The 14384-nt window shown below is 68.9% G+C and carries 11 protein-coding genes; 8 read left to right on the top strand and 3 right to left on the bottom strand.

From position 1 onward, the window contains the following. Positions 1-39: 39 nt before the first annotated feature. A complete protein-coding gene (locus ACPYN9_RS01760; RefSeq protein WP_424463379.1) occupies positions 40-1227 on the bottom strand; it encodes an acyl-CoA dehydrogenase family protein in 1188 nt (395 codons plus the stop codon). Between the two features lie 236 nt (positions 1228-1463). Between ACPYN9_RS01760 and manA the strand changes: the two genes are divergently transcribed. From manA to ACPYN9_RS01740, 4 genes are all read left to right on the top strand, one after another. Continuing rightward, positions 1464-2795 carry a mannose-6-phosphate isomerase, class I gene (gene manA, locus ACPYN9_RS01755; protein ID WP_424463377.1) on the top strand — a complete coding sequence of 444 codons (1332 nt, stop codon included), beginning with the start codon at positions 1464-1466 and terminating at the stop codon, positions 2793-2795. Between the two features lie 217 nt (positions 2796-3012). Next, a complete protein-coding gene (locus tag ACPYN9_RS01750) occupies positions 3013-3330 on the top strand; it encodes a WhiB family transcriptional regulator (protein WP_424463375.1) in 318 nt (105 codons plus the stop codon). 201 nt (positions 3331-3531) lie between these two features. After that, entirely contained in the window at positions 3532-6513 is a 2982-nt protein-coding gene (locus ACPYN9_RS01745; RefSeq protein WP_424463373.1) for a glycosyltransferase, read from the top strand. Further along, a complete protein-coding gene (locus ACPYN9_RS01740) occupies positions 6500-7984 on the top strand; it encodes a DUF5719 family protein (RefSeq protein ID WP_424463371.1) in 1485 nt (494 codons plus the stop codon). Before ACPYN9_RS01745 ends, ACPYN9_RS01740 begins: the two co-directional genes overlap by 14 nt. A gap of 24 nt (positions 7985-8008) precedes the next feature. On the opposite strand, the gene ACPYN9_RS01735 is transcribed toward ACPYN9_RS01740, so the two are convergent. Continuing rightward, positions 8009-8470 carry a hypothetical protein gene (locus ACPYN9_RS01735; RefSeq protein ID WP_179557960.1) on the bottom strand — a complete coding sequence of 154 codons (462 nt, stop codon included), beginning with the start codon at positions 8468-8470 and terminating at the stop codon, positions 8009-8011. A 35-nt stretch (positions 8471-8505) separates the two neighbouring features. Between ACPYN9_RS01735 and ACPYN9_RS01730 the strand changes: the two genes are divergently transcribed. From ACPYN9_RS01730 to ahcY, 3 genes are all read left to right on the top strand, one after another. Beyond that, on the top strand, positions 8506-8712 hold the full coding sequence (locus ACPYN9_RS01730) for a DUF3499 family protein (RefSeq protein WP_424463369.1): 207 nt from the start codon (positions 8506-8508) through the stop codon (positions 8710-8712). Then, positions 8709-10151 (top strand): phosphomannomutase/phosphoglucomutase, encoded by a 1443-nt coding sequence (locus ACPYN9_RS01725; RefSeq protein ID WP_424463367.1) that lies wholly within the window; start codon positions 8709-8711, stop codon positions 10149-10151. Before ACPYN9_RS01730 ends, ACPYN9_RS01725 begins: the two co-directional genes overlap by 4 nt. A gap of 74 nt (positions 10152-10225) precedes the next feature. Continuing rightward, positions 10226-11698, top strand: coding sequence for an adenosylhomocysteinase (gene ahcY, locus ACPYN9_RS01720; RefSeq protein WP_424463366.1), 1473 nt, complete (start codon positions 10226-10228; stop codon positions 11696-11698). A 139-nt stretch (positions 11699-11837) separates the two neighbouring features. Here ahcY and ACPYN9_RS01715 read toward each other — a convergent pair whose 3' ends face one another. Then, positions 11838-12704 (bottom strand): RDD family protein, encoded by an 867-nt coding sequence (locus ACPYN9_RS01715; protein ID WP_424463364.1) that lies wholly within the window; start codon positions 12702-12704, stop codon positions 11838-11840. Between the two features lie 16 nt (positions 12705-12720). Here ACPYN9_RS01715 and ACPYN9_RS01710 point away from each other — a divergent pair, with 16 nt between their 5' ends. Beyond that, positions 12721-13716, top strand: a complete 996-nt coding sequence (locus ACPYN9_RS01710) for a stage II sporulation protein M (protein WP_424463362.1) — start codon at positions 12721-12723, stop codon at positions 13714-13716. Positions 13717-14384 lie beyond the last annotated feature (668 nt).

The following is a 14384-nucleotide window of genomic DNA, read 5'->3' as shown; positions in this document are numbered from 1 at the left end:
CTCCCTCGAGCGGGCGGTCTGGCCCGTCGAACGCGGCGCTCACACGAAGGCCGCGTGACCCGTGATGGAGCGGCCCACGATGAGCGTGTTCATCTCCCTGGTGCCCTCGTACGAGTAGATGGCCTCGGCGTCGGCGAAGAACCGGCCGACGCCGTAGTCGGCGACGATGCCGTTGCCTCCGCACACCTCACGGGCGAGCGCGACCACCTGTCGCATGTTGCTCGTTGTGACGGCCTTCGCGAGGGCCGAATGCTCGTCCTTCTGGGCGTCAGCATCGTCGAGCTGGGAGACGCGAACGCAGAGCGCGATGCTCGAGGTGATGAGTCCGAGCGCATCGACGAGGCGCTCCTGGATGAGTTGCCGCGCCGCGATGGGGGCTCCGAACTGGATGCGTTCCTGTGCGTAGGCGAGGGCCGCCTCGTAGGCGCCGACCGCGATGCCCGTGGCCAGCCAGGCGACCTCGGCTCGGGTCTTCCGCAGCACGCGCGCGGTGTCCTTGAAGGAGTTCGCGTGCTCGAGCTTGGCGTCGGCGGGCACACGGACGGCGTCGAGCGTGATGTCGGCGTTCTGCACGATGCGGAGCGAGACCTTGCGCTCGATCTTCGTGGCGGTGAAGCCCGGCAGCGAGGTGTCGACGACAAAGCCTTTCACCTGGCCGTCCGCCACGTCCTTCGCCCAGATGACGACGATGTCCGCGAACGTGGCGTTCCCAATCCATCGCTTCGCCCCGTTCAGCACCCACTCGTCGCCCACTCGCTCCGCGGTGGTCGTGAGCCCTCGCGCCGAGTCGCTGCCGGATCCGGGCTCCGTCAGACCGAAGGCGCCTACGATCTCGCCGGAGGCGAGCGCCGGCAACCACCGCTCGCGCTGTGCGGCCGAACCGCACAGTCCGACCGCGCCGAGGGCGAGTCCGTTCTGCACGCCGACGTAGGTGGCCACGCTCGCGTCGACGCGGGCGAGCTCGAGGGCTGTCCACCCTCGGAAGACCGCAGAATTCGGGAATGGCCTGGTCTCTTCGAAGGCGAGGCCGACGACTCTGGCTGCGGCGAGCCCGCCGACGATCTCGCGCGGGAAGGTCGCCGCCTCCCAGTGGGCGTCGATCACCGGACGCACATCGCGCTCGAGGTAGCCACGGAGGTTGGCGATCAGGCCCTTCTCTTCCGGGGAGAGCTCGGCCTCGAGTCCCGTGAAGTCGCCTGGCAGAAGCTGAAGCTCGGTGTCGTCCATGACCGTCCTGTCTCGAGTGGCGCTGGTGAGTCGCGCTCCGTGGTCGTGCCAGCTGGCTGCAGTGCGTGCTGCGACGACGCGAGCGCTCCGCGAGCCTATGAAGCCCGCGCGGCGGGCGCCAGCGTCTTGGCGGAATCCGTCAATTCGAGTGTCGGGGTGCACCGGGCGGTTGTGCCAGCCCTGCAGTTCCGGCGGACGCACCCACAGGTGCACTGAGATTCGGTAGCCTTCGCGTGATGTTTCTGCCACTGAAGAATGCGCCCCGTGACTACGCCTGGGGTGCCCCCGGCTCGATCTCGCAGCTGCTCGGCACCTCCGGCGCCTGCACCCTCGACGATGCCGATTGGGACGGTGTGCCGCAGGCCGAGCTCTGGCTCGGCACCCACCCCGGCGCGCCGAGCCGCATCGTCGACCCCGAGTCCGTCGGCGGTGCCGCGACGCTCGACGCGTGGATCGCGCAGGAACCGGTGGCGGCGCTCGGTCGCTACGCGATGGGCCTCCGTGAGGGCGACGGCCCGGGACTGCCCTACCTCTTGAAGGTGCTCTCCGCCGCAGCCCCGCTCTCGCTGCAGGTGCATCCCACTCTGGCGGATGCGCGACGCGGCTTCGAGCGGGAGAACGCTGCCGGCGTGCCCCTCGACGCGCCGGAGCGCAACTACAAGGACCCGCTCCACAAGCCGGAGATGCTGCTCGCGCTCAGCGACACGATGGATGCGCTCGCCGGCTTCCGGGACTTCGCGGAGGTCGCGGAGCTGGTCGCCGACTTCGAGGCACGCGCGGCGGGGGACCCCGCGCTCGCTGCGACCGAGCGCGCTGCGCTCGCCGACTTCGCTGCCCGCGTCGCGTCCCTGTCGACCAGTGACAGCTTGCGCGAGCTGGTGACGGCGCTCCTCGAGGGTGGCGAGGTCGTCGAGCAGCTGGTGGCCGCAGTGTCACGCGTCGCGCTCGCGGGGGACGAAGCTGGCGCCCAGGGGGAGCGCTTCGCGCGGGAGCGGAGCATCATCGCGACGCTCGCTCGCATGTACCCGGGAGATCCGGGCGTCGCGCTCGCACTGCTGCTCAACCACATCACGATCAGGCGCGGCGAGGCGATCTTCCTGCCGGCCGGCAACATGCACGCCTACGTGCGAGGCCTCGGCATCGAGATCATGGCCGCGTCCGACAACGTCCTGCGAGGCGGGCTCACCCCCAAGCACATCGACATCCCGGAGCTGCTCGCGCGCCTCGACTTCGCGCCGGTGCCGCCGCCCTACATCGCGGCCACGCGCATCCAGGACGGCGTCGAGGAGTACCGTCCCGAGATTCCCGACTTCCGCCTCGTGCGCGTCGTTCCAGGACACGAGGAGACGGCACGCACCATCCACCTCGACGGCCCGACGATCCTGCTGTGCCTCGACGGCGAAGCCCGCCTCGAGGGTGCGAAGTCGGCGAGCACGATCAGCGCTGGGCAGTCCTTCTTCGTGACCGCTGATGAGCTCCCGGTTCGGGTGCTCGGCTCGGTCGACCTGTTCGCCGCCGGCCCAGGGCTCGACCGGCGCGACACGGTGCCGATGCGACACGCCGACTAGCTGGGAATCTCCAGCGTGCGGGGCCGCGGGGGTCGAACCCCGGCCCCGCGAGGGTTTCTCGACGACACGCCGAGGCGAATCGCGCGCGGCTTCTGCGAAAAGTCTCAAGACCGGGCTTAGTGTTGAGGGCTTCCGACTTGACGCGGGGTGAATTACAACGATGTAATGATTCCGACGCGCGGGCAGGTGCCCGCAAGCAACGTGGGGAGAACGTGATATGGCAATTCCAGGGAGGAACCCCTCGGTTCCGGAAGACTGGTATGTCGACCCGGTCAACCTCGGCGTCCCAGGAGTTCGCAGGAATGTCGGCGACGACAACCCGCTCGCGTGGCAGGCTGACGCGCTCTGCGCGCAGGTCGATCCAGAGGCCTTCTTCCCAGAGAAGGGCGGGTCGACTCGCGACGCGAAGCGCATCTGCGACTCGTGCGAGGTTCGGAGCGACTGCCTCGAGTACGCGCTCTCCAACGACGAGCGCTTCGGAATCTGGGGCGGGCTGAGCGAGCGCGAGCGGCGCAAGCTGCGCAAGCAGGCATAAACGTCGTCTCACCGCCCGAGGCTGGAGCACCGATTTCGGGTTCGAGCGCCGGAGCACGGCACGCAGAAAGGCCCCGCATCGACTTCGGTCGGGCGGGGCCTTTCGCATGTGCGGCGGAGGAAGGCAGATGCGGTTCCTCGCGTTCGCGGCTTGCCGCCCGCAATGTGGCAACGCTCGGGTGGGCCGAATACCATTCGTTCAATGCGTCCCGGAGTCACCGCAATCCTTGTCGCGCGAGATGCGTCGCGCTCGCTCGAGCGCACGATCGCCGCGCTCGAAGGCTCCACGCGCATCCCTGACCGGGTCGTGATGGTGAACCTCGCGTCGAAGGACTCGACGCTGGAGGTCATGCGGGAGGCCGAGCCCGACATCCTGCTGACGCTCGAGACGGACACCACGTTCGGTGCCGCGGTCGCAGAAGCGGTGGCCGTCCTGGAGGAGCAGGAGCTCCAGTCGGAGGGCGACTGGCTCTGGCTGCTCTCGGCAGACAACGCCCCGGAGCACGACGCGCTCGAGCAGCTGCTCGCGACGGCCGAGCGCAACCCATCGCTCGAGGTGACCGGGCCGAAGCTGGTGCGCAGCGACGACGCAGCGACGCTGGTGGAATTCGGCCAGTCGATGCTCCAGAACGGCGAGAGCCTTCGCCTGCGCGAAGACGAGCTCGACCAGGGGCAGTTCGACGAGGAGTCCGACGTGCTCGGCGTGGCCGCCGGCGGCATGCTGGTGCGCCGAGAGCCGTGGCTGGCGCTGGACGGCTTCGACCCGGGGCTACCGGCGGTGGATGACGCGCTCGACTTCTGCACGCGCGTGTGGCTCGCTGGGGGCCGTGTGCTGCTGACGCCGTCCGCCCGGGTCGCGTGCGACCCTGGGGCTCCTGGCACCGCGGCGATGAACCCGGGCATGAGCGCTTCCGCGGTCGAGGCTGCGCGCGACACGGCACGGGTGCACCGCAGCCTGACGAAGACCCCGGTCGCGGCGTTTGCGATCCTGCGCGTGCTCCTCATCCCCATCGCGCTCCTCAAGGGCATCTGGCACCTCGTGAGGAAGCGTCCGCGGCGAGTCATCGCGGAGCTGCGCTCCGCAGGGCGGGTGACGTTCGGCGCGACGGGCGCAGCCCGGTCGAGGGCGCAGTTCGCAAAGACGCGAACGGAACCGTGGACGGTCATCGAGCCCCTGCTCGTGAGCGCCGAGGAGAACCAGAAGACGCTGGGGCTGCAGCGTGAGCAGCTCAGGGCGCTGACGCACGAGGAGCGCGAGCGGTACTCCCTCGTGGGATCAGGTGGGCTGTGGGTGCTGCTGGTCTCGACGCTCCTCGGTGTCGCCCTCTCCCTTCCATTGCTCGGACAGTCGACGCTCTCGGGTGGCGGGCTGCTGCCGCTCGCCGACTCCGTCGGCACGCTCTGGGGACGCACGGGTTACGGGGTCCGCGACGTCGGCGACGGGGCGTTCGGCGTCGCCGACCCCTTCACCTACGTGCTCGCCGTGCTCGGCACTGTCACCTTCTGGTATCCGAGCCTCAGCATCGTGCTGCTCTGGCTGTTCGCGCTGCCGCTCGCCGCGATGGGCGCGTGGATGCTCGTGGCCCGACTCACCACCCGACCGGGATTGCGCGCCTTCGCCGCCTTCGGGTGGATGCTCGCGCCGCCGCTGCTCGTCGCGCTCGCCGAGGGTCGGGTCGCCGCGGTCATCGCGCACCTGGTCCTGCCATGGCTGATCTTCTCGGCTTTGAGCGCATCCAGGAACTGGTCCCGTGCGGCGGCCACGGGACTCCTCGCCGCCGTCGCGATCGCATCCGCTCCGCTCCTCGCCGTGCCCCTCGCGGTCGTGTGGCTGATCTGGACCGTCACCGGGGGCCGCGGTGTCCTGCAGCGTCTCCTGACGGCCGTGCCGACGCTGGTTCTGTTCGCGCCGTTGGCGGTCGCGCAGTGGAACCGGGGCCGGCCGCTCGCGCTGTTCGCCGACCCCGGCGTCCCGCTGGCCAGCACCGCGCCGGAGGCGTGGCAGTTGCTCCTGGGATTCCCCAGCTCGCTCGTCCACGATCCGAGCTGGGCAGGCGGCCTGCTCGACTCCTTCCCCGCCTCGCCCATCGTCGCCGCCGTCCTCCTCGCACCCCTCTTCCTGCTGGCGTTGCTTGCTCCAGGCAGTCGCACCTGGCGCGCGGCCCTTTTTGGGCTGCAGCTCGTGGTGCTCGGCTTCGCGACGGCCGCGGCCGCGATCCGGTTCGGCTTCGCCCACGTCGGCGTCGAGAGCATCACCCTGTGGCCGGGGAGCGCGCAGTCGCTCATGTGGCTCGGTGTCCTGATCGCAGCGGTCGCCATGCTTGGGGCGCTCCGACGGCGGTCGGCGCACGTGCTCGCCGGCATCGCGCTGGCTGGCGTCATCCTCATCGCTGCGCTTCCGGCGACGGCCGTGCTCCGCGGCGACTCGCTCATCGGGGCGGGCGACGGTCGCTCCCTGCCAGCCATCGTCGACGCCCAGGGCCGGGCATCCGACGAGGTCGGCACTCTCGTCATCGTGCCGCTCGCTTCTGGCGCGGTCGAGGTGCGGCTCGAACGCGGCACCGGCGACAGCCTCGATTCGCAGTCGACGCTGCGCACGACCAGCGTGGGCTTCTCTGCCGGCGACCAGCGACTCGCCGAGCTCGCGGTGAACTTCGCCTCGGACTCGCTGTTCCGCCCCACCGAGGAGCTCCACGCGCTGGGCATCTCGTATCTGCTCGTGCCGGAGGGGGCGAGCGACGCCGCGACAATGCAGGGGCGCCTCGTCTCGTCGCTCGACGCCAACCCAGGGCTGCGACCGGCAGGGGCGACCGAGTTCGGCTCGCTCTGGCAGGTCGTTGGGCCGACGCTCGAACCCACCGACCCGAACGTCGCCGGTCCGCTCGACACGGCGAACACGGGCACGGCGCTTGGCCGCTCGATGCTGATCGTGCAGGGCGTGCTGCTCGCGCTGACGCTACTGACCGCGCTCCCGACCGGGGGACTCGGCGCCAGGGCAGCCGATCTGCGACGCCGCGAGACGACGACCGCGCCACCGTGGTACGACCTCGACGGTAGCAACGCGGTGGGCGATGCGCGGAGGCTGCGACGGGACGTGACCTCGCTCACCGTCGATGACTTCGCCGAAGACGACGACGATGTGCTGGGCACCGGAACTCGAGGAGGCGACCATGAAGCTCGATGAGTCGAAGGTGATCGCCGAGGCTCGCGCGGCGGACGATGCAGCCAGGGGAACCCCGGGGAAGCGCCCCGGCAGGCGTCCGCTCTGGCGCGGGCTGAGCGTCGGAGCCGCGATCTTGGCCGTCGGCGGCGTCGTCGCCGCCGCACAGCTCGCGCCGGAGGGCGGGCTGTCCGCCGCCCCGAACTCCGTGCTCGTAAGCCCGGTCGCCAGCGCGCAGGACCGGGTCTGCCCCGGACCGCTCACGCTGCTGGGCCTCGCCACCGACGACCCGACGCTGCCGGCGACGCTCGGCACCACGAGCATCCGCCTCGCCGGAGATCAGGACGACCTCGATATCGCGCCGGTCGTTCAGTCGACCCCGGCGGCGGACGACCAGCAGGCGCTCGCCCCCGTCCGTTTCACCGTCCCGGGCCTCGACGCGAACGGCGAGCCAACCGCGTTCGCCGCGACGCAGACCCTCGAGCTCACGCAGCCCTCCGCGGCGGGGTTCGCGGCAACGGCGTGCCGCATGCCCTCCGCCGAGCAGTGGCTCGTCGGCGGGAGCACGGCCGAGGGGAGCAGCACGCAGCTCGTCATCGTCAACCCGGCCGAGCGGTCCGCCGACGTGCGGGTCACCGTGTCGACCGCGGACGGCACGGTGCAGGCACCGACGCTCCGCGAGATCACGGTCCCCGCGAGCAGTCGCGAGGTGGTGAGCCTCGAGGGCGTCGCCCCAGGACGAGCAGACCTCGTGGTCCAGGTCGAGGCCGTCTCCGGCAGCGTCATCTCGACGCTGCATCAGACGCGCACGTCGGGTGCGACGCCGAGTGGGATCGAGATCATCGGGGCCCAGGACGCTCCGAGCACCTCGCTGTCGATCGTCGGCGTGCCGTCGACGAGCACGGCCTCCGAGGCGGACGGCACCCTCGTGCTCGACCGAGGTGCCATGCTCCGTGTCTTCGCGCCGGGCGGCGAGGAAACCGAACTCACGATCGACGTGCGCGACGCGGCGGGCACGCCGCTCGAGCCGATCTCGCTGACGATCGAGGGTGGCAAGACCACCGAGGTTCCGCTCACCGGCTACCCGATCGGCCAGTACACGTTCGAGATCGAGGCAAGCAGCCCCGTCGTCGCCGCTGTGCAAACGACGGCGACCGCGACGACCTCCGACCTGGCGTGGTACCTGCCCGTGCCGCCGTTGAGCGGAAGCCAGGTCGTCGCCGTGCCGAGCGGCCCGTCGCCGAAGCTGCAGCTCGCCGACGCCGACGGCGTCGCGAAAACCGCGACGCTCGTCGCGGAAGACGGAACCGAGACCGATATCTCGATCCCGGCGCACGGCACGGCCACCGTCGACGTCGAGGCGTCGCGAGGGTACCGGCTCGAGGGACTCGACCGCGTCTCCGTCCAGCTCGCCTACGCCGGCGACGGACAGCTCGCCGCCGTTCCGAGCTACGCGGGCAACCCGCTCGCCGAGGTGATCACGGTCTATCGCTGAGGCAGCGCGCCCGCGCGGGCGACATTATTCGTCGCCGAAGCGCTCCGGTGCGATGTCCCACGGGTCCGAGCCCAGCAGCTCGGCGACCGCCTGCAGCACGCACCGTTCGACGAGCATCCGGTAGTGCACCGGGTCCTCGCAGTGCAGGCGGGCGAGGCGGTCGATGGCGACCCGATAGAGGATGATCCGATTCGGCGCCTCGACGTGCCAGCGATCCATGCCGTCGGAGTGCTGCAGCGTCTTGGGCACATTCGCGATGTCGACCTGCACGTTCGCGAGCCGCTCCGGGTTCGCGGCGCGCAGGTAGTTCATGGCATCGGCGACATGGTTCTCGAACCTGACGACCCGGCCGGTGAGCATCGGCAGGTACGGCCCCGCGACGCTCGAGCGGATGCCCCTGCCGTGCCGGCCGCGGGCCAGGCCTCGCTCAGGGCGCGCCTGCCTCCGGGCGTTCTCGGACTTCTTCTCCCGGCGGCGACGTGGCATGCCTGCGAGTTTACGCCCGGCGTAGACTTGCGCCGATGCCCAACCGACCATGCTCACGAGTCGCGTGCACCCGCAAGGCGGAGTACACGCTGACGTTCGACTACGAAGACAAGCTCGCCGTGATCGGCCCGCTTGCCATCGCGGCCGAGCCGCACAGCTACGACCTGTGCGCGCGCCACGCTGAGCGCTCGACGCCACCGCAGGGGTGGAGCATGATGCGTCCGGTAGTTTTGGGTTCATGACTTCTGTGGCTATCGCACCCGCGTCTCCGGACGAGCGGGGTTCTCTCTCTGGTGTCGTGAAGAGCTACGACGTTCGGGGGCTCGTCGGCAGTGAGCTCACCGAGACGCTCGTGACCGCCCTCGGCGCCGGCTTCGTCGACGAGTTCGCGCTCGCCGGCCAGGCGGTCGTCGTCGGCCATGACATGCGCGACTCCTCGCCCGGCTTCGCCGCGGCGTTCGCCCGCGGCGCGACGGCGCGCGGCGCGAACGTCACGCACATCGGGCTCTGCTCGACCGACGAGGACTACTTCGCGTCCGGACGCTACGACGCCGCGGCCGCGATGTTCACCGCGAGCCACAACCCCGCCGCCTACAACGGCATCAAGCTGTCGCTCGCCGGCGCAAAGGCTCTGAGCTTCGACACCGGTCTCTCCGCGATCCGCGATCGCGCGGCCGCGTACCTCGACGATGGCATCGTCGCCGTCGAGCAGCCGGGGGCCGAGCAGCGCATCGATGTCCTCGCCGACTACGCGGCTTACCTCCGTCAGCTCGTCGACCTCTCGAGCATCCGTCCGCTGAAAGTCGTTGTCGACGCCGGCAACGGGATGGGCGGGCTCACGGTCCCCGCGGTGCTCGGCGATGCCGCTGGTCTCGGCGCCCTGCCACTCGAGATCGTGCCCATGTACTTCGAGCTCGATGGCACGTTCCCGAACCACGAGGCCAACCCGCTCGACCCGAAGAACCTCGTCGACCTGCAGGCGGCCGTCGTCGAGCACGGCGCCGACCTGGGGCTCGCGTTCGACGGCGATGCCGATCGGTGCTTCCTCATCGATGAGCGAGGCGAACCAGTCTCGCCGAGCGCGGTCACGGCGATCGTGGCTCGCCGCGAGATCGCTCGCGTGCGCGCCGCCGGTGAGACCGAGCCGACGATCCTCCACAACCTCATCGTCTCCCGCCATGTCCCAGAGGCCATCGAGCAGGAGGGCGCCAAGGCGGTGCAGACCAAGGTCGGCCACTCCCTGATCAAGGCGCAGATGGCCGCGACCAACGCCGTCTTCGGCGGCGAGCACTCCGCGCACTACTACTTCCGAGACTTCTGGAGCGCCGACAACGGCATGCTCGCGGCGATGCACGTGCTGGCAGCCGTCGGTGAATCCGGCAGGCCGCTCTCCGAGATCGGCGCCCTCGAGAACCCCTACTTCGCCTCGGGCGAGATCAACTCGACGGTCGCCGACGTGCCCGCGGCGCTCGCGCGCATCGTCGATGCCTTCAGCGGCATCGCCGAGTTCGAGGAGTTCGACGGCCTGACGGTGCGCGGCGCGGACGAGACCGGGTTCTGGTGGTTCAACGTCCGAGCCTCCAACACCGAGCCGTTGCTGCGCCTGAACGCAGAAGCCAAGGACGAGGGCCGCCTGGAGTCGCTCCGCGACCAGGTGCTCGCCCTCATCCGCGCGAACTAGCCCGCTCGCGGCCCGCGCCGACGCGCGGGCCGCGAGATCAGCATCCCTCACCCCCGAGCAAGGAAGCAGCAGTCATGGCACCCACGTCAGGTATCGAGCTCTCCACCGAGCGTCCGTTCGTCGTCGCAGACGTGGCGCTGGCCCCCGCTGGGCGGCACCAGATCCGCCTCGCCGAGATCGAGATGCCGGGACTCATGGCGCTCAGGCAGCAGTACGCGGGACAGAACCCGCTCGCGGGTGCCCGCATCGCCGGCTCCCTGCACATGACGGTGCAGACGGCGGTGCTCATCGAGACCCTCACCGCGCTGGGCGCTGAGGTGCGCTGGGCGAGCTGCAACATTTTCTCGACGCAGGACGAGGCTGCGGCGGCCGTCGCGGTCGGGCCGGAGGGCACGGTCGACGAGCCCAAGGGCGTTCCCGTCTTCGCCTGGAAGGGCGAGACGCTCGAGGAGTACTGGTGGTGCACCTCGCGCATCTTCGACTGGAGCGCTGAGGGCGCCGTCGGCCCGAACCTGATCCTGGATGACGGCGGCGACGCCACCATGCTGGTGCACCTCGGCCGCGAGGCCGAGCTGGCCGGCGCCGTCCGCGACGCGAGCGACGAAGACAGCACTGAGATGCGGGTCGTGCTCGACACCATCCGTGCGTCGCTGGCCATCGACACCGGACACTTCACCCGCATAGCCGAGGAGGTGCGCGGCGTCACCGAGGAGACGACCACAGGCGTGCACCGACTCTATGAGCTCGCGGAGCGCGGCGAGCTGCAGTTCACGGCGATCAACGTCAACGACTCGGTGACGAAGTCGAAGTTCGACAACACCTACGGCATCCGCCACTCGCTGCCTGACGGGTTGAACCGGGCGACGGATCTGCTGATCGGCGGCAAGACGGCGTTTGTTGTCGGGTACGGGGACGTCGGCAAGGGAGCGGCCGAGGCGCTTCGAGGGCAGGGCGCACGCGTCATCGTCAGCGAAGTCGACCCGATCTGCGCCTGGCAGGCCGCGATGGACGGTTTCCAAGTCGCGCGGGTCGAGGACGTGCTCGATCAGGTTGACATCTGGATCACGTGCACCGGCAACAAGAGCGTGCTCACGCTCGAGCATCTGCTCGGCATGAAGCACATGGCGATCGTCGGCAACGTCGGCCATTTCGACAACGAGATCGATATGGCCGCGCTCGAGGGGCTCGACGGCGCGACGCGCGTCGAGATCAAGCCGCAGGTGCACGAGTGGCGACTGCCGAACTCCCGCTCGCTGCTCGTGCTCTCCGAGGGGCGCCTGCTGAACCTCGGCAACGCGACCGGGCATCCCTCCTTCGTCATGAGCAGCTCGTTCACCAACCAGGTGCTCGCGCAGCTCGAGCTCTGGCAGCGGCTCGACGCGTATCCGCTCGGCGTGCATGTGCTGCCGAAGCACCTTGATGAGCAGGTCGCGCGTCTGCACCTCGACGCGCTTGGAGTGCAGCTCACCGAGCTCACGCAAGAGCAGGCCGACTACATCGGCGTGGAGGTCGACGGGCCGTACAAGGTAGCCCACTACCGCTACTGAATCGCACCCCCAGCCACATCGTGAAGGCTCGTCGGACCTCGTCCGGGGAGCCTTCACTATGTGCAGCGGGGCAATATGACCGATGCGTGCGGCTGGCGTGGCCGAGGCGCTGCCCGGGGTGGTCACCCCCTGCCGGAGGTCACCCCCGGTCGGGGAAGGCGTGCGGCATGCCGGTGAGGGTGGGCGCCAGCATGGCCTCACGGTGGGCGATCGAGGTGAGCGCGGCGAGCTCGCGATCTCTTCGCAGCACCGCGAGGCCGCGAAGGTAGGTGTCGGCGTCAACGTCGGGGATCGGGTGCACGTGTGGGAGCGTTTCGCGGGCGATCTCGCCCGCCGCCCGGTCCCGGTGCGAGGGTGTGAGCTGGGCTGCTTGATCGAGGTAGTCCAGGATGCGGCGCGAGGTGCGGTCGGGAAGTCTGCCGGCATCGGCGATGGCCGCCCAGCCGAGGAGCTGTGGCGGCATGGGACCGAGGTGCCGGCGGAGCTTCGGGGCGCGCTCGCGCTGACAGGTCGTTCCAGCAAGGATGTCGCCCAGGCGCTTGGCTCGGGAGTTCACGAGACCCGTGATGATGGCGATGCCGCCGGCCGATCCGTAGAGCTCGATGAAGCCGAGCAGCGAGCGGATGAGTGCCTGGCGGAAGCCCGAAGCGCCGCCGTCGTCGCGGACGATGCGCAATCCTGTCGCGAGCTTGCCGACCGATCGACCGTGCGTGAGTGTCTCGACGACGCAAGGGGCGATGACGAGGCAGACGACGAGCAGCGTCGTCGCGATCGCACCCAGGAGTGCGTCGTCGATGGCGAAGGGAACGTCGTCGCTCGCGAGCACGGTCATCGTGAGGATGAGCAGGCCGACATAGCCCGCGATATACACGAGCGCGTCGAGCGCGGCCGAGGCGGCTCGAAGGGCGAACCCTGCGGGACGCACGTCGAGGTGGACTCCCTCACCGACGACGAGCATCTCGTCCGCGACGTTCAGGCGTTCCCTGGGTCGCGTCTGAGTGGCCATGGCAGTATTGAAACAGATGGATCTTGAAGCTCTCACAACCGCCCGTTCGGCGGACTGGCAGCGCCTGGGTGCGCTGGCGAGGCGCCGGAATCTCACCGGGGCCGAGATCGATGAGCTCATCTCGCGATACCAGGATTCGTCAACGGAGCTGTCTGCGCTTCGCACGACCTACGGTGACACCCGTGAGGGGGAGTACCTCTCGGTGCAGCTGTCGCGGGCACGAGGACGATTCACCGGAGCCGGGCGAAACATTCTGCTGGTTCTGGCGACGTTCTTCACGCTGTCGCTGCCCGCCGCGTTGTACCGGGTGCGGTGGTGGACCCTCGGCGCGGCGCTCTTCACGATCGCAGCCGCGGCGCTCAGCTATTGGTGGATCGTCGCGAATCCCGAGATCCTTGGCTTCCTCGGGTCGGAGGCCGCGCTCGAGCGCTACGCCGAAGAGGACTTCATCGGCTACTACTCCGAGTTTTCGGAATCGAGCTTCGCCGCACGGGTGTTCACGAACAACGCGTGGATCGCAGCCCAGTGCATCGCCTTCGGCATTACCGGCCTTTGGGTGCCGGCCGTGCTCATCCAGAACGCGATCGGGCTCGGGCAGAGCGCGGCGGTGCTCGGTGCGCACGGGCATCTCGATGTCTTCTTCCTCTGGATCGCCCCGCACGGGCTCCTGGAGCTGACGATGGTGTTCGTTGCGGCCGGCGCGGGGCTCCGCATTTTCTGGGCCTGGGTGGCGCCGGGAGCGAAGACGAGGATGCAGTCGCTTGCCGACGACGGACGCGCCCTGATCGTCGTCGCCATCGGCACGACCATCTTCCTGTTCCTTTCGGGACTGATCGAGGGGTTCGTCACGCGGCAGGAGTGGCCATGGCCGGTGAAGATCGGCATCGGAGCAGCAGCACTCGCGCTGTATCTGGCGTACGCGCTCTGGCTCGGTGGCCGAGCCGTTCGGGCCGGCGAGACCGGCGCGCTTGAGCGATTCGACGGCGGCGCACAGCGTGTCTACGCCGGGTGACCACCTCGCACAGCAGCGTAGTGCGGGGCAGTTCCTGCAGGCGACACGCCCGGGATGCTGCACGAGTTGTGTCTCGCTGGGGGCCTGCGTAATGTAATCCCTCGTCAGGCCGACGGAGCGAAACGCGAGAGCGGGTCGCACGGGCCAGGCATCCGAACGAAAGATCAGCATCTGCCACTTGTTCTTGCAAGTTGGAGCAACATGATCTACACTCGGAACTCCTGCCTCACTGGGGTGCAAGATCGTCACCTGCTAGTTCTTCTAGTTGGGTGTGCGGGGGATGGGCTTCATGCTCACGAGCTGCGTGTCTTGTCCAGTGGTTGCAGTGCAAACGATGGCTCCTTAGAGATGACCGTGAGGTCTGAAGAGGGAAGCGCTCGATTCTTGAGAACTCAACAGCGTGCACTATGTCAAATGCCAATTTGATCCCGTGCCTCTTCTTTCAGAGGGGGTAAGGATTCCTTTTGGAAACATATTTGGACAATACAAGTCAGTACTGAGCCTTTCGGGGTTTGGTGTTGTTTTGTTTTTTGTCAGTTTCAAACTTGTCATCGCATTTTGTGTGGTGGCGTGATGTTTACCGGCATGCCCTTGGGTGTGTTTGGTTGTTATTCATTTACGGAGAGTTTGATCCTGGCTCAGGACGAACGCTGGCGGCGTGCTTAACA

Origin of the sequence: Pseudoclavibacter helvolus (assembly GCF_049707175.1) — a bacterium.
Taxonomy (GTDB): Bacteria; Actinomycetota; Actinomycetes; order Actinomycetales; family Microbacteriaceae; genus Pseudoclavibacter; species Pseudoclavibacter helvolus_A.
Note: the sequence above shows the minus strand (reverse complement) of the source record. Positions and strands in the feature narration are given on the sequence as shown.

Excerpts from the sequence above, each read along its gene's own strand:
- ACPYN9_RS01750 (WP_424463375.1), top strand. The coding sequence starts at position 3,013 with ATGGCAATTCCAGGGAGGAACCCCTCGGTTCCGGAAGACTGGTATGTC.
- ahcY (WP_424463366.1), top strand. The coding sequence starts at position 10,226 with ATGGCACCCACGTCAGGTATCGAGCTCTCCACCGAGCGTCCGTTCGTC.
- ACPYN9_RS01740 (WP_424463371.1), top strand. The coding sequence starts at position 6,500 with ATGAAGCTCGATGAGTCGAAGGTGATCGCCGAGGCTCGCGCGGCGGAC.
- ACPYN9_RS01715 (WP_424463364.1), bottom strand. The coding sequence starts at position 12,704 with ATGGCCACTCAGACGCGACCCAGGGAACGCCTGAACGTCGCGGACGAG.
- manA (WP_424463377.1), top strand. The coding sequence starts at position 1,464 with ATGTTTCTGCCACTGAAGAATGCGCCCCGTGACTACGCCTGGGGTGCC.
- ACPYN9_RS01745 (WP_424463373.1), top strand. The coding sequence starts at position 3,532 with ATGCGTCCCGGAGTCACCGCAATCCTTGTCGCGCGAGATGCGTCGCGC.
- ACPYN9_RS01725 (WP_424463367.1), top strand. The coding sequence starts at position 8,709 with ATGACTTCTGTGGCTATCGCACCCGCGTCTCCGGACGAGCGGGGTTCT.
- ACPYN9_RS01730 (WP_424463369.1), top strand. The coding sequence starts at position 8,506 with ATGCCCAACCGACCATGCTCACGAGTCGCGTGCACCCGCAAGGCGGAG.
- ACPYN9_RS01735 (WP_179557960.1), bottom strand. The coding sequence starts at position 8,470 with ATGCCACGTCGCCGCCGGGAGAAGAAGTCCGAGAACGCCCGGAGGCAG.
- ACPYN9_RS01710 (WP_424463362.1), top strand. The coding sequence starts at position 12,721 with ATGGATCTTGAAGCTCTCACAACCGCCCGTTCGGCGGACTGGCAGCGC.
- ACPYN9_RS01760 (WP_424463379.1), bottom strand. The coding sequence starts at position 1,227 with ATGGACGACACCGAGCTTCAGCTTCTGCCAGGCGACTTCACGGGACTC.